Annotated in this window: 23 protein-coding genes and 1 riboswitch; of the genes, 7 read left to right on the forward strand and 16 right to left on the reverse strand. The window is 39.1% G+C overall.

Annotated features, from left to right (window positions below; genetic code table 11):
* Positions 1-33 precede the first annotated feature (33 nt).
* The 10 genes from B9T28_RS00830 to B9T28_RS00875 form a co-directional block, all read right to left on the reverse strand.
* Positions 34-879, reverse strand: coding sequence for a type II secretion system protein N (locus B9T28_RS00830; RefSeq protein WP_434057109.1), 846 nt, complete (start codon positions 877-879; stop codon positions 34-36).
* On the reverse strand, positions 879-1,622 hold the full coding sequence (gspN, locus tag B9T28_RS00835) for a type II secretion system protein N (RefSeq protein WP_086202073.1): 744 nt from the start codon (positions 1,620-1,622) through the stop codon (positions 879-881). The genes B9T28_RS00830 and gspN overlap by 1 nt, the downstream gene beginning before the upstream one ends.
* Before the next feature lie 166 nt (positions 1,623-1,788).
* On the reverse strand, positions 1,789-2,115 hold the full coding sequence (locus tag B9T28_RS00840) for an H-NS histone family protein (protein WP_086202074.1): 327 nt from the start codon (positions 2,113-2,115) through the stop codon (positions 1,789-1,791).
* Positions 2,116-2,264: 149 nt separating this feature from the next.
* Positions 2,265-2,696 carry an acyl-CoA thioesterase gene (locus B9T28_RS00845; protein ID WP_086202075.1) on the reverse strand — a complete coding sequence of 144 codons (432 nt, stop codon included), beginning with the start codon at positions 2,694-2,696 and terminating at the stop codon, positions 2,265-2,267.
* 8 nt (positions 2,697-2,704) lie between these two features.
* Positions 2,705-3,898 carry a YfgM family protein gene (locus B9T28_RS00850; RefSeq protein ID WP_086202076.1) on the reverse strand — a complete coding sequence of 398 codons (1,194 nt, stop codon included), beginning with the start codon at positions 3,896-3,898 and terminating at the stop codon, positions 2,705-2,707.
* 7 nt (positions 3,899-3,905) lie between these two features.
* Positions 3,906-4,742 (reverse strand): hypothetical protein, encoded by an 837-nt coding sequence (locus B9T28_RS00855; protein ID WP_086202077.1) that lies wholly within the window; start codon positions 4,740-4,742, stop codon positions 3,906-3,908.
* Complete coding sequence (locus B9T28_RS00860) at positions 4,739-5,521, reverse strand: uroporphyrinogen-III synthase (protein WP_086202078.1); 783 nt, start codon at positions 5,519-5,521, stop codon at positions 4,739-4,741. The genes B9T28_RS00855 and B9T28_RS00860 overlap by 4 nt, the downstream gene beginning before the upstream one ends.
* A 6-nt stretch (positions 5,522-5,527) precedes the next feature.
* Positions 5,528-6,445, reverse strand: coding sequence for a hydroxymethylbilane synthase (gene hemC / locus B9T28_RS00865; RefSeq protein WP_086202543.1), 918 nt, complete (start codon positions 6,443-6,445; stop codon positions 5,528-5,530).
* Positions 6,446-6,541: 96 nt separating this feature from the next.
* Positions 6,542-7,279, reverse strand: coding sequence for a LytR/AlgR family response regulator transcription factor (locus B9T28_RS00870; protein ID WP_086202079.1), 738 nt, complete (start codon positions 7,277-7,279; stop codon positions 6,542-6,544).
* A gap of 57 nt (positions 7,280-7,336) precedes the next feature.
* A complete protein-coding gene (locus tag B9T28_RS00875; protein ID WP_086202080.1) occupies positions 7,337-8,491 on the reverse strand; it encodes a sensor histidine kinase in 1,155 nt (384 codons plus the stop codon).
* Between B9T28_RS00875 and argH the strand changes: the two genes are divergently transcribed.
* Positions 8,482-9,912, forward strand: a complete 1,431-nt coding sequence (gene argH, locus B9T28_RS00880; RefSeq protein WP_171263422.1) for an argininosuccinate lyase — start codon at positions 8,482-8,484, stop codon at positions 9,910-9,912. The genes B9T28_RS00875 and argH overlap by 10 nt on opposite strands.
* A gap of 10 nt (positions 9,913-9,922) precedes the next feature.
* Complete coding sequence (locus B9T28_RS00885) at positions 9,923-10,192, forward strand: oxidative damage protection protein (RefSeq protein ID WP_086202081.1); 270 nt, start codon at positions 9,923-9,925, stop codon at positions 10,190-10,192.
* A 516-nt stretch (positions 10,193-10,708) separates the two neighbouring features.
* Here B9T28_RS00885 and phoU read toward each other — a convergent pair.
* The gene (gene phoU / locus B9T28_RS00890; protein WP_086202082.1) at positions 10,709-11,434 is read right to left on the reverse strand and encodes a phosphate signaling complex protein PhoU; all 726 of its coding nucleotides are present in this window, start codon (positions 11,432-11,434) and stop codon (positions 10,709-10,711) included.
* Positions 11,435-11,855: 421 nt separating this feature from the next.
* A riboswitch (TPP riboswitch) is annotated at positions 11,856-11,996 on the forward strand.
* 114 nt (positions 11,997-12,110) lie between these two features.
* Here phoU and thiC point away from each other — a divergent pair.
* The 5 genes from thiC to gluQRS all read left to right on the forward strand — a co-directional run bounded on the left by thiC (position 12,111) and on the right by gluQRS (position 17,149).
* The gene (gene thiC / locus B9T28_RS00895) at positions 12,111-14,006 is read left to right on the forward strand and encodes a phosphomethylpyrimidine synthase ThiC (RefSeq protein WP_086202083.1); all 1,896 of its coding nucleotides are present in this window, start codon (positions 12,111-12,113) and stop codon (positions 14,004-14,006) included.
* A gap of 75 nt (positions 14,007-14,081) precedes the next feature.
* On the forward strand, positions 14,082-14,693 hold the full coding sequence (locus tag B9T28_RS00900; protein WP_086202084.1) for an NUDIX domain-containing protein: 612 nt from the start codon (positions 14,082-14,084) through the stop codon (positions 14,691-14,693).
* 18 nt (positions 14,694-14,711) lie between these two features.
* Positions 14,712-15,518 (forward strand): 3',5'-cyclic-AMP phosphodiesterase, encoded by an 807-nt coding sequence (cpdA, locus tag B9T28_RS00905; RefSeq protein WP_086202085.1) that lies wholly within the window; start codon positions 14,712-14,714, stop codon positions 15,516-15,518.
* Between the two features lie 209 nt (positions 15,519-15,727).
* Complete coding sequence (gene dksA / locus B9T28_RS00910) at positions 15,728-16,258, forward strand: RNA polymerase-binding protein DksA (RefSeq protein WP_086202086.1); 531 nt, start codon at positions 15,728-15,730, stop codon at positions 16,256-16,258.
* A gap of 12 nt (positions 16,259-16,270) precedes the next feature.
* Positions 16,271-17,149, forward strand: coding sequence for a tRNA glutamyl-Q(34) synthetase GluQRS (gluQRS, locus tag B9T28_RS00915; protein ID WP_086202087.1), 879 nt, complete (start codon positions 16,271-16,273; stop codon positions 17,147-17,149).
* Between the two features lie 189 nt (positions 17,150-17,338).
* On the opposite strand, the gene ftsW is transcribed toward gluQRS, so the two are convergent.
* The 5 genes from ftsW to B9T28_RS00940 form a co-directional block, all read right to left on the reverse strand.
* Positions 17,339-18,535, reverse strand: a complete 1,197-nt coding sequence (ftsW, locus tag B9T28_RS00920; RefSeq protein WP_086202088.1) for a putative lipid II flippase FtsW — start codon at positions 18,533-18,535, stop codon at positions 17,339-17,341.
* A gap of 22 nt (positions 18,536-18,557) precedes the next feature.
* Positions 18,558-19,904 carry a UDP-N-acetylmuramoyl-L-alanine--D-glutamate ligase gene (gene murD, locus B9T28_RS00925; protein ID WP_086202089.1) on the reverse strand — a complete coding sequence of 449 codons (1,347 nt, stop codon included), beginning with the start codon at positions 19,902-19,904 and terminating at the stop codon, positions 18,558-18,560.
* Between the two features lie 160 nt (positions 19,905-20,064).
* Positions 20,065-20,316: a DUF6587 family protein gene (locus B9T28_RS00930; RefSeq protein WP_086202090.1), complete on the reverse strand. Its 252-nt coding sequence runs from the start codon at positions 20,314-20,316 to the stop codon at positions 20,065-20,067.
* Positions 20,317-20,331: 15 nt separating this feature from the next.
* Positions 20,332-22,194 carry a ferrous iron transporter B gene (feoB, locus tag B9T28_RS00935; RefSeq protein WP_086202091.1) on the reverse strand — a complete coding sequence of 621 codons (1,863 nt, stop codon included), beginning with the start codon at positions 22,192-22,194 and terminating at the stop codon, positions 20,332-20,334.
* The gene (locus B9T28_RS00940; protein WP_086202545.1) at positions 22,191-22,472 is read right to left on the reverse strand and encodes a FeoA family protein; all 282 of its coding nucleotides are present in this window, start codon (positions 22,470-22,472) and stop codon (positions 22,191-22,193) included. Before B9T28_RS00940 ends, feoB begins: the two co-directional genes overlap by 4 nt.
* Positions 22,473-22,565 lie beyond the last annotated feature (93 nt).

The raw sequence follows: 22,565 nt of genomic DNA on the forward strand, positions 1-22,565 counted from the left end.
TATCTTTCCTAATTTTATTTGTAAGCCTAACATTTACAAACTTTGCTGAATGGTCATCACCTGATCACCACGCTTAATTTCAATGCGTACCTTCCCCTCTTTTTTTGCTTGTTCTAACAGTTGTACGTCACTTTGTCCTTGACCGACTGTTTGCCCATTCAGAGAAAGAATACGATCTCCTGACCGTAACCCCAATTTACTCTTTAACGCAGATGGTGTTTGCTCGGTCACTTCATAACCTTGCCCACCAGCCGTATTCACACCCATGTTTTTCATATAAGCATCCCGATCTTCGTTCATTTTTTGAATGGCCTGACCGAGTGCATTTTGTTCAGAATTTACAGAAGGCGTATTTTCAGATGCTGTTGGCGAATGCGCTGAATTAGCAGTTTGAGTAGGAATCATGGGTTGATTCAAATTTTCAAGACCCTTAAATTTCAATTCGCGCACCGAACCATTGCTTTGTTTTAACACAATATGGTCCCAATACACTTCAGCAAGCTGGTAAGAACTGCCTTCAATATTTTGTCCAACCGCATAACGATCAGCCACTTCATTAACTTTGATCACGGCGGATGAATAACGATTCGGATAACCCAATACCACGCCCTGCAATTGCATTTGCATTTGGTCATCTGCTTTAGCCGCAGATCCTGCTTCATAAAACAATGCAAAGCCAGAAATATTGGGAACAAGTTGTTGCTGCGAACCCAAAGTCACTGATTCAGGATTGATCACTTGAGGGGGTGCCACAACCCACCAAAATATTGATGCCAATTTCCAACATAACGCTAAAATAAGCAGTAACAAGACAAGCGGAGCTAATTTATCCGCTTTTCCCCAAGAAATATTTTCAAATTTCGCTTGCATATCCATCATTAAAAACCACCTTGCACAAGGGGTTGCCGACTACTGATGACATAAGTATCCAAACCAGCTTTACCATCATACGATGGCACATTCAGCAATAATCTTTGTGTCAGCTGAACATCCAACATCATATTTTGATCCAATCCAATGTTGGCCATTTTTTGGCTACGTTGATCTTGAATATCAAACTGTAATTTTCCAGACTCATCTTTCAACTGCCCCAATAAGGATGGCATATTCATACGGTCTTGACGCTGACCAAAGGTATAAATCAACTCTCCTCCAGCCCATTGCAGCGTTCCCGCTGTATCACGAAAACCTTGGTCTTTATTGAGGCTAAATTGAAGATCTGTCAATTGGATTGCATTTGTTGGCCATTGCCAATTCACAATTGTTTTTAATGTTTCAGGAGCAATTTGCCCCGACATTTGTTTAATAATAATTTTTTTGCCCAGCCCATAAGCAGCAATACCTTGTAATTGGGTTTGTCCGCTATGAATATCAAGATCAGCACCAAGCCGTAATAACAGTAAATCTAAAGGTCGTGTTTTCCACGCCACTGAGCCTCGTAAATTGCCTTTATGCCAATCGGCCTGTCCTTGCCAAATATTGCCACTCACATTCTGTAGGATCTGGTTATCTTTATAAAATTTTGCAATCAACCACGATGCTGGGACTTGTAACAATACAAAAACTAAAAAAGCGGTAACCCCAATGATCCACCAAGTTATTTGTTTTGATTTATTCTTCATCCAGCCCTTACCAATTTATTCATTTCTTCTTCCATGTAAGCTGATGCCCTTATTCAACACCATTATGCATATATTTTGCATATCGCCAATTCACTCATATAAAAAAACCAAGCATTCTTGCTTGGTTTTTTTAATTTTAAGATGATCGAATGACAATTCGATGAAATTAAATAAGAAAATCTTCTAATTTCGCACCTTTTTCAAGCTGTGCGACTAACCAGCGTGGTTGTTTACCGCGTCCAGTCCACGTCTCAGCACCGTTATCTTTATTGCGATAACGTGGCTCTACAGCTTTGCGCGTTGTTTTCTTACGTTTTTGCGTCCCGTATTCAATCAATTGCTCCAAACTTAATCCAACAGTTTCGGCAATTTGCATAATACTATTATAAGCATCTTCAATTTCTTGATCTTTCTTTGATTCAATCAACGCTTCTGCTTGTACGGTTAAACGTCTTAATTCTTCAACTGATAAATTACTAATATCTGGCATCATTTAAACTCCATAAATTTGAATAATTATTATCAACAATAATTTCTTACTCATAATATTTTTATTGATACCAATAATCAATATGTATAACGTTTTAAAACAACATAAAAATATACGATTAAAATGAATAAAATATTTAAATAATGACACAGTTAACTTAATTCATGATTAACCGATTGCTCTAAAGTTAATATCATATTTTTAATTTCAACCGGAATTAAGGTTTTTTTCATTTCAATAGGATCAACAAATACAATCACAGCATCCCCTGTTGCAACAACCGCATTTTGCTGCTCACTCCACAACACATAATGCATACGAATCGCACTATTCCGAATTTCATTGACACGTACACCGATTTTCAAATGATCTGGATAAACTACTGGTTTTAAATACTGACATTGATTTGAAGATACTACTGTATAAATATTCTGTGCAAAAATATTCAACTGATCAAAATAAGCAATACGCGCACTTTCCATATAACGATAATAAATCACATTATTCACATGACCAAAAGCATCCATATCTCCCCAAGCAACTTTTTGCTCATAAATCACTGGGTAATTTAAAAGTTCATCCATGACTATTCTCATATTTTAAATTGGATAAAATTAGCATCTTTTTCAAATACTAAATTAAGTTGCTGAATCAATTCCTCATTCCCATTAAATGTTGCTTTAATTCTCAAATAATTCATCAATATATTTTTAGGATAAAGACTTAATAATGCCTTTGCTTCATCCATTCGACCCGTGGCAATATATATATGCCATTTGGCAAAACTAAATACAGGCATACCTGGATATTTGCTTTCAAACTGATTAATTTTCTGTTCAAGCGCATCATAATCTGGCACTTGCTTCAATAACTGGTGTTGAAACCACAGATAAAATACATCTTGATCAAATTGCTCATCAAGCATTTGTAGTGCCAAATTCTGATGCTGCTGCCCCATTTCAGATAATCGAGATAATACTTTTAACCATAACTTTCTCGTATCAAAAGATAAGGTTGCAATATGCTCCGCCAATTCAATATAACGTTGCTGCAAAAGCTCAATTTCTTCTAAATTGGCTTGTTCAAACTGCCCCAATATTTGGACGAGCCAGTCATTTTTCATTGCCGTATTTAATTGGCCAAATTGTGTCGAATGTAAATATTGCCAAGGGAATTGTACCGCGTATATCCCCCACAATTCTGACATGCGTTGCGTATATGCTAAATTCACCTGATCTAACCAAGGAGATAAGGCATGACCATTTAAAAATTCTAAATGCGTTAACGCTTGCTGTGCATCATTTTGGGCCAAATAAATTTCAATGCGCTGAATCTCAGCCAACTCAAATGCCGATGCTGGACTCCGTTCAAGATCAACTAAAGCCTCAGCATATTGGTTTTGTTGGTATTTAAGCCTTGCATACACCACTTGCTTAAGCAAACCAGACTGATCAAAGACCTGTTGTACAAATGCCTGTTGCTCTTCTTCACCGTCTAATATCCAAATCACCCCCAATTGCTCATAAGGATGTAAATGACTAAAATTTAATACCTGCTCTAATTGACGTTTTTCGCGATGAATTGACCGCTTTAACATCAGCCATGACATCTGTAAAAAAAGACTCACCACAACTATTAAAAACAACACAACCCATACGTTGGTTTGAATTTGAACCCCATGCCATAACAGATATACATAGCCAGCTCCTGCACCATAGCTCATCACACTCATAATCGCGATGATAATTAAACTAACCAGCGCATAAGCAAGTAAAATCTGTTTCATAATGTGCTTACCCTAAAATCGCTATACTATTCAACTTCGGTGCAGGAAGCATTTGGATTTGTTTCAGATTAATTAGTTGTTGTTTATATTTCTGGCTTGCAGCATCAGGTAAAGCATTGCATTGCTGGATAGCAAGATTCAACATCATTTGATACTCAAGCACTTCCCCACGCGCCAAAGCCTGTTGAGCCAATAAAATACGCAACTGGGTTTCTTTTAAAATAATTTTACGGTTTACCAATTCAGAGGATGGTTGTGTCACCACATCGATCTGAAACCATTTTTGCCAAAAATGCTCAGTCACACTCTTCGATGGTTTTAATTGCGTATTCTCTAATTCTTTGGCAATTTCTTGATCTAACTGATGTAAAATATCTTCTAATAGTGTTTGTTGTGCATTACTTGCCAATACAAACTGTTGAATATTTTGTTTATCTTGCTCAATACTTTGCTGCAAACTTTTCTTTATCGTATCAGCCAGTGCATAATGTTCAAGCGCTTGTTCCAGCTGATTCAACTTTTCAACAGCATATACATACTGGTGTTGCTGTAGCGCAAACTGAACCAATTCTAATTGCTGTTGAATCACCAGATTTGGACTTAAGCCTGATGCCACCTCAGTTTTAATCTGCTTTGAATCCATCACTAAATTTGGATCTTGCTGACCCACAGTTTGTCGCTGAAGTGCCACTAGGCGATCATTTAAATTTGCATTCTGCTGTTCACTTTGATGCAGTGCATTTTGCAAAGTCTCAAGCTGAGCCGAGATCTGATAAAAGTCATAGCTCAACTTAATCAGCCATGCGATACCGACTAAACATAAGACATAAATAAACTTTTTCATAATTCCCTTTGCAACTCAGTAATTTTTTCAAGCACAGTATTCGGATGTAAATTTAATATTTTACTGAACCTGAAATGGTATTGTGCCTTGTTTTCATCATGTTGCAAAACTTGATACAAACGCTCACCTAACACTAAATAATGGCAATTTTGCAATAAACTGGTATGTTCTTGGCATAAAGAAAGCCAATTCTTCCAACTGGCTTCACTACTCACGCACATCCAATATGTTTGTGGATTTTCGGAAAATGACGTTATTAATTGAGAAAATTTTACCGCGCTACTCGCAGGACAATGACGTTCATATAATAAAAAATTGAGCACTTGAATATGATGATCAAGACAGTGCTGCATCATAAATTGCCGTCCACCCTCACCCCGCCAAAATGCAATTCGTGTTAAATCTGACCTATTTTGAAAAATCGGTAAACTTAACATTCCTTCAGAGGTTTCTACGGCTGGAATAAGGCTTTGAATCCCATAAGCTTCTAAAGTTCTGGCAGTGGTCTGACCAACAGCAATCCATTGAATATGATTTAATTGTGATTGTAATACACCACTTTGCTGTAAATATTGCATCCCAATATTGACCGCAGTCGGACTGACTACAACAATCATTTGAGTTTCTAAAAGTTGTGCATACAGTTGTTGTAATTTTTCTGAATACGGTAATGCATTGAGTTCTAACAACGGTAAATTTAGCACCTGAAAACCAGAGCGAGCCAAGCATTCGGTTAATGCTTGGGCACGATCTGCAGGTCTCGTATTAATAAATTGCATAACAAATTAATGGAATGCCTTTAGTAATTCACCTGCACCTTGACCTAACAAATCTTTTGCAAGTTGCACACCTAATTGTTCAGCCTGATCCACAGAACCTTTCACTCGAGCATAAAGTAACGTTTGACCATCAACACTTCCGACACGTCCTTCAAGGTTCAATTCATCTTCAGTTAATGTTGCATAACCCGCGATTGGAACTTGGCAACCACCTTCCAAATATGCATTAAATGCACGTTCTGCACGTACACACAAATTGGTTTCTGGATGCATCAATGGCAAAATTAAGTCCAAAACGCGCTGATCATTGCTACGACACTCCAAACCCAAAGCACCTTGCCCTACTGCTGGCAAACTGAGTTCTGGCGTAAGAGTATGACGAATACGCTCATTCAATTCTAAACGTTTTAAACCTGCGCTTGCCAAGATAATCGCATCATACAATCCTGCATCCAGCTTAGATAAGCGTGTGCCAACATTACCACGTAGATCAATCACATCTAAATCGGGACGTTGTTTTAAAATTTGACATTTCCGGCGCAAGCTTGATGTACCCAACTTAGCACCTTGGGGTAAATCTTCAAATTTTTGATAATGATTGGATACAAAAGCATCAAAAGGATCTTCACGTTCACACATGACCGCAAGTTCTAAGCCTTCAGGTAATTGCATCGGCACATCTTTCATCGAATGCACAGCCAAATCTGCTCGTCCATCTAACAACGCAGCCTCTAACTCTTTCACAAATAAGCCTTTGCCACCAATTTTAGCCAATGGTGTATCTAAAATTTTATCGCCTTGAGTCACAAAAGTGATGAGCTCGACGTGTAGATCCGTGTGCAGCATCTCTAATCGTGCACGAATGTGTTCTGCTTGCCATAATGCAAGCGGACTTTGACGTGTTGCTATTTTCAAGGTTTTCATCATTTCAGAGCAGCCAAACTTTAAACACTCTAAACTTAACTGGATACCCTGAAAATGCAAGTAAATTATCTAAAATCGTTTAAATTCATACAAATTTTATAAATTTTGCATTCGCTCTCGAAGGAGCGGTAAATGTCGTCTACTGACTGCTAACTTTTCATCTAGCTCGCGACAGCGCACATGATATTGTCCAGAGGTAATGACCTCCATTCCATCAAGATAGTCCAATGAAATCAATGCATTTCTATGAATTCGAATAAATTTATGTGCAAATTCTTGCTCTAAATCTTTCAAGGTTTCATCAATCAATACACTGCCATTTTTATGCCTGACCGTAACGTATTTTTGATCTGCAAGAAAATAATAAATATTTTCAATGGGAATCAACTCCAGTCCACGATAGGTTTTTGCAGCAATCTGCTGCCTTTGGTTTTTTTCTTCCATGATTTCTTTTTGTTCTATATTAGATATTTGAGCTTGAGTCAGTTTCGTGACATTGTCTAAAACGGTTTGCAGCTCTGATTTTGCAATAGGTTTCAGCAAATATCCTTTTGCTTGAGATTGGATCGCTTGTAAAGCATGCACGTCATAAGCCGTACAAAACACCACGGCAGGCATGGGATTCAAGCGACTTAAATGTTGTGCACAAGTTAATCCATCCATTTCAGGCATTTGAATATCAAGCAAGATAACATCTGGCTCATATTGCTGAACCATTTCTAATGCCTGTATACCATGTTGTGCTGTCGCAATCACATGATGTCCCAATTGCGATACTAAGCGAGACAAACGCTCTACTGCGAGTGGCTCATCATCACAAATAAGGATGTCCATTTTACCTCCTTGCCCCTGTTAACGATGATTTTTTTAATGTGTTAACCCTGACTTGTTTTATTTATTTTGATATTGAATAACGGTCGTAAACAATTCCTTACTGGCATAATTACGAAATTGTACGCCATTCCCAAAGTGCGCTTTTAAACGCTGCTTTACATTCTCTATTGCAATACCATGCCCTTCCCGGGCTTTTATTTTATCCTGAATAAACGGGTTAGTAATGACTATAGTGACTTGATTTTGCAATATTTCAACCAGTATGCCTATCTTAGCATCGATTATTTTTTTCTCAACGCCATGAAAAATACTATTTTCAATCAACGGCTGTAACGTTAACAGGGGAATTTTAACTTGTAATAGTTGTAATGGTTGTTGAATATTCCATTCAACCTGCAAACGATCCCCCAATCGGATTTGCTCAATCGCAATGTAATGACGGCATAATTCTATTTCTTCATTTAGGCTGACCAATTTTAATTCTTGAAAGCTGGCTCTAAACAAACGAGAAAGATCAATTAACATCTGTTCCGCTTTATCGGGATCAATACTGATTAAACTCACTACACTGTTCAAGCTATTGAACAAAAAATGTGGATGTATACGTGCTTGCATCGCCTGTATACGCGCATTCAATTCACTATTTTGCTGTAATAACCATTGCTCGCGCATATAGATATAACGCAAACAAAATGCCCCCAATAACACCCCATAACTCAAATGTAGTACTAAATTATCAGTCAAATTTGCCCATAAAAAATTTTGTAAGGAATGATGAGCCCCCCAATAGCCGACCAGATTTAAAACAATCGTGGTAAAAAATACAATTCCTTGTAATAAAAAAAAGCCAAATATGGAACTTTCAATCGCATTGAATTTTTGTATTTTTTTTTGAAAAACATCAATTAACGCTACAAATGCCAGCAATATCCAATTGATATATAAAATATATTGTATAACGTGACCTGCTTGCAAATTGCCCCAAGACTGCGCCTCCGCAAGTGCAATCAATAAAGCCAAAACATTGCTGGCAATAAACAATTCGATTAAATATTGCCAATTACCCATTTTGCTAAAAAAATAGGATTGATAAAAATTTTGTTGGTTTTTTCTACCAGATTCATCCTGTTGAGCTGCGGCAAGTGAACCCGAATTTGTTATACTCCGCTTAAATCTACTGCTTTTTACTTTATTGAGCCGACATGACCACATCATCTAATTCCTCAAATCCGTCACAAGCCCAAACTTCGGGTATGTGGGGCGGTCGTTTCTCTGAAGCTACTGACGCCTTTGTTGCTGAATTTACAGCATCTGTGCAATTTGACCAACGCTTTTATAAACAAGATATTGCGGGTTCTATTGCACATGCAACGATGTTGGCTAAAGTTGGCGTACTGACTCAACAAGAACGTGATGACATCATCAACGGTTTAAACACCATTCAAGCGGAAATTGAAGCTGGCAATTTCGAATGGCGCATTGAGCTCGAAGATGTGCACATGAATATTGAATCACTTTTAACCGACCGCATTGGCATCACGGGTAAAAAATTACATACTGGGCGTAGCCGTAACGACCAAGTTGCAACTGATATTCGCTTATATGTGCGTGACGAAATTGATGCGATCTTAAAATTACTGGAAAAATTACAAAAAGGCATTTTAGGTTTAGCGGCTCAAAATACCAATACCATTATGCCTGGCTTTACACACCTACAAACTGCACAACCGGTAACCTTCGGTCATCATTTAATGGCATGGTTTGAAATGCTCGTACGTGACTCTGAGCGCTTAATTGACTGCCGTAAACGTGTTAATCGCTTACCATTAGGTTCAGCAGCACTTGCGGGTACAACCTACCCGATCGAACGGGCATATACTGCTGAACTGTTAGGCTTTGAAGCAGTTTGTGAAAACTCTTTAGATGCAGTTTCTGACCGTGATTTTGCCATTGAATTCACTGCTGCGGCATCTTTAATCATGATGCATTTATCACGTATGTCTGAAGAAATGATCCTTTGGACTTCAGCGCAATTCAAATTTGTGAATATTCCTGACCGTTTCTGCACAGGCTCTTCTATTATGCCACAGAAGAAAAATCCAGATGTTCCTGAACTTATTCGCGGTAAAACCGGTCGCGTCTATGGTGACTTAATGAGTCTTTTGACCCTCATGAAAGGTCAACCATTAGCCTACAATAAAGACAACCAAGAAGATAAAGAACCACTATTTGACGCGATTGATACGGTTCGTGGTTCACTGATGGCATTTGCTGACATGATTCCTGCATTGGTTCCAAATATTGAAATCATGCGTGAAGCAGCACTGCGTGGCTTCTCAACAGCAACGGATCTCGCCGATTATTTAGTTAAAAATGGTGTGGCTTTCCGTGATGCACACGAAATTGTCGGTAAAGCTGTGGCTTTAGGTGTACAAGAAAGCAAAGATTTATCTGAACTCACACTGGAACAATTACAACAGTTCTCAGACCTCATTCAAGCTGATGTCTTTGAGAAAGCTTTAACCTTAGAAGCATCTGTTAATGCTCGCAACCATATTGGTGGTACTGCACCAAACCAAGTTGCCGCAGCCATTGAACGTGCTTACGTTCGCTTAGAAAAACTTTACGCTTAAGGATTAGAAGATGACTCGACAAGTATTTTGCCGCAAGTATCAAAAAGAGATGGAAGGCTTAGCTTTTGCACCCTTTCCAGGTCCAAAAGGTGAAGCATTTTTTAACTCTGTTTCGAAACAAGCTTGGCAAGAATGGTTACAACATCAAACGACATTGATTAATGAAAAGCGTTTAAATGTGTTTGAAGCTGATGCAAAAAAGTTTTTAGAAGAACAGCGTGAAAAATTCTTTGCTAACGATGATAGTGTCGAAAAAGCCGAAGGTTGGAAGCCTGAGTAAACATATAGGTCATATCTGAACTAAAAAAGCATGACCTTAAAATGATCTAGAACAAGCATATGAGCTTTATCTAAATCTAAGCAGTGATTCTTTTTTCAGTTCAACATGATCTCTCAAATCAAAATCCTCACCTCCGTGGGGATTTTTTCAATCCTCACATTGTTGATTGACGTTATTCCATTCGATTTAATAATTTTTCATATTCTCATAATAGTTTTTATTGGATTAGCGCCTGGTCACAAGACCTAGCTAGCAGATCAACCAGATTTAATGACACAAACTACACTTAACAATAAAAACTTACAAAGCGTCACAAAAAAGACGATGACTTTTACAGATAACGCCACTATATTAAGTACATAAGATTCAACACTTAGTTTTAAGTTTTATTTCCTAGATTTTCCCCAAAGTCTAGGAATTTTTTTTGCGTTGCGTTTCTTAAAATACTTTTAATTAAACAGAAATCATTCATCAATAAAAAGCCCTGAATCATCCAGAGCTTTCAATTTGCTTAACTTAATGACTATTTTGCACCTTTTCTTCAATTTCTTCGACGCTGGTATGGCGCACATCAAAACCTTTAGCCATATAAATAACTTGCTCAGAAATATTACGGGCATGATCCCCAATACGCTCTAAAGAACGCAATATCCACATCACATTAATCACGCGACTAATATAACGAGGATCCTCGATCATATACGTCATCAATGTCCGTGTAGCAGATTGATATTCACGATCAATATCTGCATCTGCAAGTAAAACTTTTAAAGCTTGCTCTGCATCCACACGGGCAAATGCATCTAATGCTTCATGAATCATTACCCGAACTTGGTTACCAATATGGCGTGTTTCCATGTAACCGCGTGGCGACTCACCTTCCTCACATAAATTCTGGGCAATACGCGCAATTTTTGACGCTTCATCACCAATCCGCTCTAAGTCAGTATTGGCTTTACTCATAGCAATCACCATGCGTAAATCAATCGCAGCAGGATGGCGACGTGCCAAAATGAGGGTGAGTGCTTCATCAATTTCACGCTCATAGCGATTGACAATATTGTCTTGAAATTGCACTTCTATTGCTAAATTCGCATTGGTGTCGAGCAAAGCATGAATCGCATTCGCAACTTGTTGCTCAACTAAACCACCCATGGTCATAAATTTAGTATTTACATCTTGTAAATCCTCATTAAATTGCGAGGAAATATGATGATTTAAAATCGGGTTGCTTGGGCTCAAGATGAGTTACTCCACTTACAGCGCAATGAAAACAGTACCGGTGAATATTAAAACATAGCTTGTATGAAGTTTTGATGACAGTAGATGATTATTTCATCATCAACCCAACATTTATATAGCTGAGTTCTTGTGCTATTTATTCCCTAAGCAACATCCATTCAGCACACTCCAAACCGACCTTTAAGCTCTTCACCTAATACTGCATTAACGTTCTATACCAACATCCTATTTTACAAATGACACTAAATTTTATCGTGATTTAACTGGAAAAATTGACCCAATTTAATATTAAATCAGAAATATATACATTAAAAATCATCAATAATAGCCATGAATAGCGTGTAAATACGCAATATTCATTCCGCTAAAACAGATCATTAATGTGAGTGTTTTTATCCACATCACATGATAATATCTCTCACATAGCTTGACGGAGCGCGAGTAAACCCTCGCTGAGATTGTGTCAGTATCTTCTAGTCTTATGACCAGAATGAACTTAAACACAAGTACCGTTGAACCTGATCAGGTTAAGACCTGCGTAGGAATCAAGCCATCTGAAAACTTAAGCCCTCAATTTATCTATTGTTTCAATTCAACTCAGATTTGAACATCAGATAAGTCTGCCACGTTTTTGGTCGTGCTTGATTCGTTGATGTCATTCATAAGGATCATTGCAATGAGCCAATTAACGAATCTATCTTCAGCCCCTGTTTCTGCTCAACATGAGCAAGATGCCAAAGATTTAACCCGTATTTTACCTGCGTCATCTAAAGTTTATCTCCAAGGTTCACGCCCTGATATTCAAGTTCCCATGCGTGCTATTACCCTCTCAGACACCCCAACTGGTTTAGGTGGAGAATATAATCCCCCTGTGATGGTTTATGACACTTCCGGCGTATATACCGATCCATCGATCCAAATTGACTTGAATAAAGGCCTACCTTATGTCCGTGAAACCTGGATTGAAGAACGCCAAGATACTCAACGTTTAGACAATCTGTCTTCAGAATTTGGCCAACAACGCGCCAATGACATTCGCACTGCAAATATTCGTTTTGCCCATATTCAAAAGCCCCGTCGTGCCAAATTGGGTAAAAACGTGACGCAAATGCATTATGCACGCCAAGGCATCATTACGCCTGAAATGGAATATATTGCAATTCGTGAAAATCAGCGTCAAGGTGAAGGTGTTGATATGCGCCAACATGTCGGTGAAAATTTTGGTGCAAAAAATCTAAAAGAAATCACGCCTGAATTTGTACGCAAGGAAATCGCTGAAGGTCGCGCTATTATTCCAGCAAATATCAACCACCCTGAAATTGAACCGATGATTATTGGGCGTAATTTTTTGGTTAAGATTAATGCCAATATCGGAAACTCTGCGCTGGGTTCGAGCATAGATGAAGAAGTAGCGAAAATGACGTGGGCGACGCGTTGGGGTGCAGACACCATCATGGACTTATCCACTGGTAAAAACATCCATGAAACGCGCGAATGGATTATCCGCAACTCACCAGTCCCAATCGGAACGGTACCTATCTATCAAGCGTTAGAAAAAGTCGATGGTGTTGCCGAAAATTTAACTTGGGAAATTTTTAAAGACACCTTGATTGAACAAGCCGAACAAGGGGTAGATTACTTTACCATTCATGCAGGTGTACTTTTACGCTATGTTCCTTTAACTGCAAATCGCTTAACAGGTATCGTGTCACGCGGTGGCTCAATCATGGCGCAGTGGTGTTTGGCACATCATGAAGAAAACTTTCTCTACACCCATTTTGATGAAATCTGTGAAATCATGAAAGCGTATGATATTTCATTTAGCTTAGGCGATGGCTTACGACCAGGTTGTATTCAAGATGCCAATGACGAAGCTCAATTTAGCGAACTACGTACTTTAGGTGAACTCACGCACCGGGCTTGGGAGCATGATGTTCAGGTGATGATTGAAGGTCCGGGGCATGTGCCTATGCATATGATTAAAGAAAATATGGATCTACAACTCGAAGTTTGCCAAGAAGCACCGTTCTATACACTAGGCCCTTTAACCACGGATATTGCCCCGGGCTATGACCATATTACTTCTGCAATTGGCGCAGCCATGATTGGTTGGTATGGTACAGCTATGCTTTGCTATGTCACACCGAAAGAGCATTTAGGCTTACCGAATAAGAAAGATGTCAAAGATGGCATTATTACGTATAAAATTGCCGCACACGCTGCCGATTTAGCTAAAGGCCATCCGGGGGCACAAGTACGAGATAATGCGCTTTCAAAGGCACGTTTTGAATTCCGCTGGGATGACCAATTTAATTTAAGTCTAGACCCAGACACTGCTCGTTCAATGCATGATGAGACCATGCCTAAAGAAGCCCATAAATCTGCGCATTTCTGTTCAATGTGCGGGCCTAAATTTTGCTCTATGAAAATCACACAAAATGTGCGGGATTATGCGCAAAATCAAAATATTGCCAAGCTCCATAAAGAGTCAGATTCCAATGTTGAAGCAGGTCTCGAAGCAATGAAAACCGCTTATCAGGAACATGGGCAAAAGTTGTACCATAAAGTGTAAAGATTTAAAAAAATATTTGTCTTCTTCCAATTCTCAGTTAGGATGAAATAAACATGTTTCCTTCTAATTGAGTTTATGGATATTCTTCAACACGCGACCTATGACCACACCGATTTTAAAATAGAATCACGTGAATCTGTGTTTCAAGGTTTTGTTCAAGTGGAGAAAGTAAGTTTCAAGCATCGCCTGTTTAATCAAGATGATTCTACGCCTGTGATCTCACGTGAATTGATTGCACGTAAAGAAGCTGCCGGTGTTTTAATCTACAATGACAAACAACAAAAATTTGCCTTAATTGAACAGTTCCGAGTAGGAGCAATACAAGATATTGATTCCCCTTGGCAACTTGAAATTATTGCAGGCGTGCTTGATGGTGATGAATCACCAGCAAGCTGTATAAGACGTGAAAGCCTTGAGGAATCAGGCTGTGAAATCAACCAATTAGAACATCTATTTACTTTTTATCCTTCAGCGGGTGCCTGCAATGAAATTTTTCATTTATATAGTGCCCAAACAACACTACCCTCCGAAGGTGGTATTTTCGGTATGCTGGATGAAGGTGAGAATATAAAATTACATTTAATTCAATACTCAGAACTCAATACATTATTAAACGGTAACCGATTACGTAATGCACCTGTCATTATGGCTTTACAATGGCTTAAGCAACATATATCTACATTATAAATGTGTCTAGGGGAAGACATGCCAACATTAAAACCACCGAATTTACAGAATAAAATTATTATTCAAATTACAGATACTCATCTCATGGATCAGCCTGAAACGGAATTCGTGCAGATCAATCCTGAACAAAACTTTCATGCCGTGATAGATGATTTATTACAGCGCTTTCCGCATATTGATGCGCTGATTCATACTGGGGATCTGGCACAAATCGCCAATCCAGAAACATATACGCGCTATCAAAATTACATGCAAAAACTTGGAATTCCTTTTTTCCAAATTCCAGGGAATCATGATGATCTAGCTCACTTCCCTTTTCACACCCCAGATCCGATACCCACAGTAATTGAGCTAGGTGAATGGAGCATTATTTTATTAAATAGTGCCGTACAAGGACAGACTGATGGTTGGATTCAAACAGAGCAACTACAACATCTCAAGCAGATTCTTGAACAACAGCTCGATAAAAATATTATTTTAGCCTGTCATCATCATCCTTTTGCAATGAAATCACATTGGATAGATCAACATAAACTCAAAAATACAGAAGAATTTATTCACATTTTAGAACATTTTAAACATATTAAAGCGGTCATTTACGGACATGTCCATCAAGATTCTAAGCATGTTTGGAATGGAATTTCATTTTTATCCACACCAGCAACCTGTGTCCAATTTAAGCCATTGAGTCATAATTTCGCTTTAGATGATATGGCGCCTGGTTATCGTTATTTACAATTAAAAGAAAATGGCGAATTTGAAACTGAAGTTTTTCGACTTAAAAACTTTAGCCAAAAAATAATGCAGGAAATTTCAGGTTATTAGCTTTCCATTTGCTATGTTTTCCATTAAGTTATTGCTCCTATAAAGATATGCATAAAGTCAGATCATTGGATTCATGGCTTTCATCTTTGGTAAAAACTCTATATGATGACGACCCCCGATGGCAACATTCTATCGGCAGCGATAAAAATACTTGCATATCACCATATTTTTTGCGTATAGATATACGTATATGATGAGGAATGCCCTTTATGGCGACTGAAAATCAAAACCAAATCTTAGATGAACAAACCGATGCTATTGTAGACGAAAAAGCTACGAAACGTGTCCGTAAAACTAAGCCAAAGGCATCAGAAGGCGGTACGACAGCAAGCCTTTTTGGTATTGAACCTTATCAACCGAAAAAAAATGAAGAATACATGTCTGAAGGGCAACTCGAGCATTTTCGTAAAATTTTGCTCGCGTGGAAAACTGAACTCATGTCTGAAGTTGATCGCACCTTGAACACCATGCAAGATGAATCATCTTCACTTCCAGATGTAAATGACCGTGCAACGCAAGAAGAAGAGTTTGCGATTGAATTGCGTACCCGTGACCGTGAACGCAAACTCATTCGTAAAATTGAACAATCGATTGAAGCGATTCAAAACGATGACTACGGTTTCTGTGAAACTTGTGGTATCGAAATCGGTTTACGTCGTTTAGAAGCACGTCCAACTGCAACTTTATGTATTGACTGTAAAACATTAGCAGAAATCAAAGAGAAGCAAAATAACGGTTAATTTGAGTCATTCATGTCGACACAAAATCACCGTTATACGGGTCGGTTTGCGCCATCGCCAACCGGCCCGTTGCATTTTGGTTCTTTAATTACTGCTGTTGCAAGTTATTGCGATGCTAAAGCACAGCAAGGAACTTGGATTGTCCGTATAGAAGATACTGACATTCCACGCATTTATCCTGACAGTGAACAACACATTCTCCAATGTCTAGATGCCTTTGAATTTGAATCTGATGTCAAAATTATTTTTCAGAAAGATCGTCTAGATCTTTATGAAGCTGTTTTAGCACAACTTAAGCAAAAAGATTTGATCTATGCTTGCCAGTGTACCCGTAAAATATTAGGCTCAAATCATATCTACGCAGGGACATGCCGAGGTTTACACCTCCCCTTCGAACAACATGCCATTCGGGTTAAAGTTTCAAATCAGAACATTTGCTTTGAAGATCGCTTACAAGGCTCTCATTGTTCCAATTTAGAAAACCAGTTGGGCGATTTTGTACTCAAACGCCGTGATGGCATTATTAACTACCAGTTAGCTGTAGTCGTTGATGATTATCTACAAGGCGTGACGCATGTCGTTCGTGGTGCAGATTTACTCGACAATACTGCACGTCAAATCTGGTTGGGCTCATTACTCAATTATCCGACATTACAATATATGCACTTACCTTTAGCCATGAATGCTGAAGGTCAAAAACTGTCAAAACAAAATTTAGCACGCGCCTTAGATCTTCAAAATGCACCTCAGTTGCTTCAACACGCCATTTTGGCCTTAGGACAACATCCTGTAGATTTAGATCAACCACATAAAATGCTGGCTCAGGCAATCGCTCAGTGGGATATTAAGCGTATTCCGCAGGGAACCGAGATGAATGGTATTTATCTATAAACTCTTTTTATACTGAGTTTCAAAATCGAAATCCCGCATGTTGATAAAATTTAATCTCAACCACTCCATTACTTGACCTTTCAAATATTCCCAAATACGGTGCAACAGTCATCTTGGTTGATATTTATGCAAAAAAAATGGTGTGACCTCAACCTAGTCACACCATTTTCCTCTATAAGGGAATCGGTTTTAGAAACTCGATTCTTCTCTTGCAGGATTAGCCTTTTGTGTTGTTACATCAATTTTTAAAATCAAGCTAATCATCACTGCACACATAATTAAAGATGACCCACCATAACTAATGAATGGCAAAGTCAAACCTTTGGTCGGTAACATACCCATATTCATGCCTGCATTTACCAAAATCTGTAATAAGAAAATAATACTGATTCCATAGGCCAAATAGCCTGCACGTAAATATTGATGTTGCAATGCACGATGACCAATACGAATACAACATGCCAACATCACGAATGACAGCGTTAATACTGTTGCAATCCCAAAGAAACCAAATTCCTCACCTAGAATCGCCAACATAAAGTCAGTATGTGCTTCTGGAAGATATGACATTTTTTGGATACTATGCCCTAAACCAACGCCGAACCATTCACCTCGACCAAATGCCATTAGTGCATTAGAAAGTTGATAGCCTGTACCCAAGGGATCGGCCCAAGGGTTTGAGAATGACATTAAACGCTCATAACGGTACGGTTCAAATACAATCAAAAATACAAATGCAGATAAAATTGCACCAAATGCAATACCAAACTGGATTAAAGGTGCGCCTGCAAGGAAAAAAACCCCCAACATCATCACCGCAATTACCACTGTTGCACCCAAGTCAGGTTCTGCAATAATCAGCCCGACCGTAATGAGCATCACCGCACCCAAGCGGACTAAACCTTTGATATTATTTCGAACTTCTTCAGCCCGTCGCACCACATAATCAGCCGTAAAAATGGCCATCATAACCTTAGCCACTTCCGTTGCCTGTAAGGTAAATCCACCTATACGAATCCATCGCGTAGAACCATTGACCTCTGTCCCCACCAACAATACAGCAAGCAGTAAAAAAATAGTCAGCAACCAAAATGGAAAGGTATTTTTAAACCAAACATTTAACGAAATTTTATATACAAATAATGCAGCAGCAGCAGCAACCACAATGGAAATCGCATGACGAATCACATAGTGAAAAGGAGCCTCATGCATACGTTCTGCATAAGGCATAGAGGCTGAAGCCACCATGACTGAACCAATGCATAGCAAAGCAATCACACAAAAAATTAAGACATTTCGAGCGGTAAGCTCCGCTGGAAGTTTAGGTAACCACTTGTCATACACTTGATTAATTTTACTTATGGTTGTCTGAGCTAACCCAGCCATATTCTATTCCTTATGATTATTCTTAGTTGAGTTCATTCACACAAGCAACAAACTGATGACCGCGCTGCTCATAGCCTTTGAACATATCAAAACTTGCACAAGCGGGCGATAACAACACCACATCTTTAGCCTGTGCATGCTGCTGACAAACTTCCACGGCTTGTTTTAAGGTTTCTGCATGCATTATTGAGGTTGTACCTTGAATTGCTGCCTCAATAATGGAACGATCCTCACCAATCAGCACGACCAGCTTGGCATACTTGCTGAGCGAATCACGTAAAGCGGTAAAGTCTTGACCTTTACCCTGCCCACCCAAAATAATCAGCACTTTTCCTGGTTGTGCTTCAATTGCTGCACCTAAGCCATCAATGGCAGCTAAAGTTGCACCAATATTGGTGCCTTTTGAATCGTTATAATAACGAACCTCATTCACTGCTTTAACAAATTCACAGCGATGTTCTAAGCCCTTAAAAGTTTTTAGTGTTTCAAGCATCGAATCTCGAGGTAAGCCAATCGCCTCACCAAGTGCCAGACAGGCCAATGCATTAGCCACATTGTGCGTTCCCTGCATATACATTTCTATACTTTTCAATAAACGCTCGCGACCACGTGCCAACCATATTGTGCCATCATCTTCTTTAAGAACACCGTATTGATTTAAATCAGGTGCATTTAAGCCAAAGCTTTGCATTGGCGTAGCATCTGGTACCAACGGACGCGTCAATGAATCATCACGGTTAAACACCACTTTTTTGACACCTTGGAAAATACGATGTTTTGCAGTGTGGTAAGCAAACATATCACCATGGCGGTCTAAATGGTCTTCACTGATATTCAAAACCACTGCGACCTCGGCATTAAGATGCGATGTCGTTTCAAGCTGAAAACTTGATAATTCTAAAATATAAAGGTCAGGATCATCTTTGGTTAAATCCAATGCTGGGCGGCCTAAATTCCCCCCCACTGCCACTTTAACACCGGCCTCTTGCGCCATAAGACCAATCAAAGTCGTAACAGTACTTTTCGCATTCGAGCCGGTAATTGCGATGATAGGTTTATCCGTGGCACGACGTAAAATTTGAATTTCACTCACGACAGGAATACCTTTCGCAATCGCAGCCTGAATTTCTGGAAGTTTAGGATCAAGCCCAGGACTAATAATAATTTCTTCAGCTTGGAGCAATAATTCTTGGTCAAATTGACCAAAATGGGTTTGCACATCAGCAGGAATTTGGTCATGTCCTGGCGGAACTTCTCGGGAATCCGTTACAGCAACGCGGTAGCCTTTGTCATGTAAAAAATTAACTGCTGAAACCCCTGAAACTCCAAGTCCAGCCACGACTTTTAAACCACCACGTTGTATTAACATTTTGCCCACCAGCATTTGATTTTTTTAAACTTGCAAAATGTTAGCACTTTGCCGATTTTATTGCTTTTTCTGTTTTAACTTTCTCTAGAGTTTTTTGTGTCAGTGCGTAAAAAAGCCATCAATTATGACGGCTTTTTTAAATTTATCTCAAGCAAACGTATTATTTCCATTTCACCGCTTGGACTTCTATCTTTTTAGGACTATCCGATTCATCACTGCTACAACCACAGCTACCACCACAACCCATCACCGCAGCTGGCTTTAGCCACTTCGCTAAAGTTGACCAACCTTGCTTGCTACAACTGTTCGACAAAGACATAAAAACTGAATTTGCAGTTTTCGGAAAAACTTTCTTAAACACCACAACAGCACTCCAAAGTACCAATGCGGTAATAATCAGTAATTCAACCATCTCAATCTCCTTCGGTTATACACCGAAATAATGTGACGCAATCTGATAGGTAAGGAATGACATTAAATAGGCCAAACCAAATAAATATGCGACCATACTCCCAACTATTTTCAATGAGCCTGTTTCACGCTTGACTGTCGCTAAAGTCGCTAAGCAATGCGGTGCATAGATAAACCAAACCAATAAGGATAGCCCCGTTGCCAATGACCACCCCGTACCATCCGCACTAATTAAGTGTGACAAACCTTGTGCAATCGCATCATCATTGGTTGCAGATAAGGCATATACCGTACCTAAAGCAGCAACGACCACTTCACGTGCAGCCATTGCTGGAATCAGGGCAATACAAATTTGCCAATTAAAGCCAATTGGTGCAAAAATCGGCTGCATGATATGCCCAAGCATCCCTGCAAAACTATAATCAATCGCAGGTAATGCCGCATTATCGGGTGCTTGCGGGAAAGTACATAAGAACCACAGCAAAATCGAGAGGGCGAAGATGATACCACCGACACGCTTTAAGAAAATTTTGGCACGATCCAACAATCCAATCCAAATACTTTTGACATCTGGAATACGGTAACTTGGCAACTCCATCAGTAATGCATGTTGTGATTTATCTTTTTGGAAAAATTTTAAGACAAATGCCACCAACAATGCACTCACAATGCCTGCCATATACAAACCAAACAGAACTAAACCTTGTAGATTCAGAAAGCCCCAAACTGTCGTTGATGGAATAAATGCCGCTATCAAAAGTGCATAGACGGGTAAACGAGCCGAACAGGTCATCAAGGGTGCAACCAAGATCGTCACTAAACGATCTCGAGGGTCACTAATACTCCGAGTTGCCATTACCCCTGGAACTGCACAAGCAAAACTTGAAAGCAGTGGGATGAAAGCACGGCCACTCAGTCCTGCTTTAAACATCAACTTATCCAGTAAAAATGCAGCACGTGGCAAATAACCTGACTCTTCTAAGACCAAAATAAAAAAGAATAAAATTAAAATTTGTGGCAAAAAAACAAGAACACTACCCGCTCCAGCAATAATGCCATCCACCACCAAACTATGCAGCAATGGGTGTGAAATATAAGCGCCGATCAATTCACCTAAACGCCCAAATAAAGATTCAATTCCATCCATAAACGGTGCAGCCCAAGAGAATACTGCTTGGAACACGACGAACATCATTACTGCAAGACTGACTAAACCAAAGACAGGATGTAAAAATATTTTATCGAGGAAATCTGTGCGTTTATCTTCATGATTTACAAAGTTCACAACATCTTTAAGGATAGAATCTACCTTTTGATGAATCGAGCCCTGAATGCCGATATCACTCAACTCAGTATCTGGCGTTCTAAACTTGCCTTGATCTAAAGCTGCGATTAAATTTTCAATTCCAGCATTGCGTACTGCAACAGTCTCAACAATCGGAATACCTAAACGTTGGGACAATTTTTGGGTATTGATCTGCATGCCACGACGGCGTGCTTCATCCATCATATTGAGCACCAATAAAATTGGTTTGCCCTGCGCAATGACTTCCAGCACTAAACCCAAATGCAGCTTTAAGTTACTGGCATCCACCACACACAGAAATGCATCTTGATGTTGTTCATCTTTAATTTTTCCCAGCACCACATCGCGGGTAATTTCTTCATCTGGGCTGGTTGCATCTAAACTATATGTTCCGGGTAAATCTAAAACACGAACTATACGCTCCGAAGGTAAGTTAAAAGTACCCGTTTTACGCTCAACAGTAACGCCCGCATAGTTTGCAACTTTTTGGCGCGTTCCCGTTAAATGATTAAATAAAGAGGTTTTACCGCAGTTAGGATTTCCCACCAAGGCAATACGTAACGCATCACTCATGCGGAAACTCCTATAGAATCATCAGTATTTTCAAGATTAATTTCAATTTTTTCAGCTTCGACTTTACGCAGCGCGAATCGGGTAAAGCCCACTTGAATGAGAATAGGATCACCGCCAAAAATACCTTTGGTAATCACCTGCACCGATGTGCCCGGTACAAAACCCAATGTTTCCAAACGGCTCGCAATGAGATCGGGAGAACTCGAATTATCACTTAAAGTACGATTTACTTTGCTGATAATCGCAGTCTGCTTTACTTTCAATTCTGACAAACGCACTGCATCTAACCCTGAAATTATTTCAAAACTGAATTTATTATACATACAAATGAGAATAATTACCAAGTGAGGTCTGATTACAATTCTCATTTA

The sequence above is a fragment of the Acinetobacter silvestris genome (genome assembly GCF_002135235.1).
Classification (GTDB): domain Bacteria; phylum Pseudomonadota; class Gammaproteobacteria; order Pseudomonadales; family Moraxellaceae; genus Acinetobacter; species Acinetobacter silvestris.

Bases quoted from the DNA above. Each gene is read 5' to 3' on its own strand.
- dksA (WP_086202086.1), top strand. From the start codon at position 15,728: ATGGCGACTGAAAATCAAAACCAAATCTTAGATGAACAAACCGATGCT.
- hemC (WP_086202543.1), bottom strand. From the start codon at position 6,445: ATGAAAACCTTGAAAATAGCAACACGTCAAAGTCCGCTTGCATTATGG.
- B9T28_RS00855 (WP_086202077.1), bottom strand. From the start codon at position 4,742: ATGAAAAAGTTTATTTATGTCTTATGTTTAGTCGGTATCGCATGGCTG.
- argH (WP_171263422.1), top strand. From the start codon at position 8,482: ATGACCACATCATCTAATTCCTCAAATCCGTCACAAGCCCAAACTTCG.
- B9T28_RS00870 (WP_086202079.1), bottom strand. From the start codon at position 7,279: ATGGACATCCTTATTTGTGATGATGAGCCACTCGCAGTAGAGCGTTTG.
- thiC (WP_086202083.1), top strand. From the start codon at position 12,111: ATGAGCCAATTAACGAATCTATCTTCAGCCCCTGTTTCTGCTCAACAT.
- cpdA (WP_086202085.1), top strand. From the start codon at position 14,712: ATGCCAACATTAAAACCACCGAATTTACAGAATAAAATTATTATTCAA.
- feoB (WP_086202091.1), bottom strand. From the start codon at position 22,194: ATGAGTGATGCGTTACGTATTGCCTTGGTGGGAAATCCTAACTGCGGT.
- gspN (WP_086202073.1), bottom strand. From the start codon at position 1,622: ATGAAGAATAAATCAAAACAAATAACTTGGTGGATCATTGGGGTTACC.
- gluQRS (WP_086202087.1), top strand. From the start codon at position 16,271: ATGTCGACACAAAATCACCGTTATACGGGTCGGTTTGCGCCATCGCCA.
- B9T28_RS00860 (WP_086202078.1), bottom strand. From the start codon at position 5,521: ATGCAATTTATTAATACGAGACCTGCAGATCGTGCCCAAGCATTAACC.
- B9T28_RS00840 (WP_086202074.1), bottom strand. From the start codon at position 2,115: ATGATGCCAGATATTAGTAATTTATCAGTTGAAGAATTAAGACGTTTA.
- ftsW (WP_086202088.1), bottom strand. From the start codon at position 18,535: ATGGCTGGGTTAGCTCAGACAACCATAAGTAAAATTAATCAAGTGTAT.
- B9T28_RS00845 (WP_086202075.1), bottom strand. From the start codon at position 2,696: ATGGATGAACTTTTAAATTACCCAGTGATTTATGAGCAAAAAGTTGCT.
- murD (WP_086202089.1), bottom strand. From the start codon at position 19,904: ATGTTAATACAACGTGGTGGTTTAAAAGTCGTGGCTGGACTTGGAGTT.
- B9T28_RS00885 (WP_086202081.1), top strand. From the start codon at position 9,923: ATGACTCGACAAGTATTTTGCCGCAAGTATCAAAAAGAGATGGAAGGC.
- B9T28_RS00875 (WP_086202080.1), bottom strand. From the start codon at position 8,491: ATGTGGTCATGTCGGCTCAATAAAGTAAAAAGCAGTAGATTTAAGCGG.
- B9T28_RS00900 (WP_086202084.1), top strand. From the start codon at position 14,082: ATGGATATTCTTCAACACGCGACCTATGACCACACCGATTTTAAAATA.
- B9T28_RS00850 (WP_086202076.1), bottom strand. From the start codon at position 3,898: ATGAAACAGATTTTACTTGCTTATGCGCTGGTTAGTTTAATTATCATC.
- B9T28_RS00930 (WP_086202090.1), bottom strand. From the start codon at position 20,316: ATGGTTGAATTACTGATTATTACCGCATTGGTACTTTGGAGTGCTGTT.
- B9T28_RS00830 (WP_434057109.1), bottom strand. From the start codon at position 879: ATGATGGATATGCAAGCGAAATTTGAAAATATTTCTTGGGGAAAAGCG.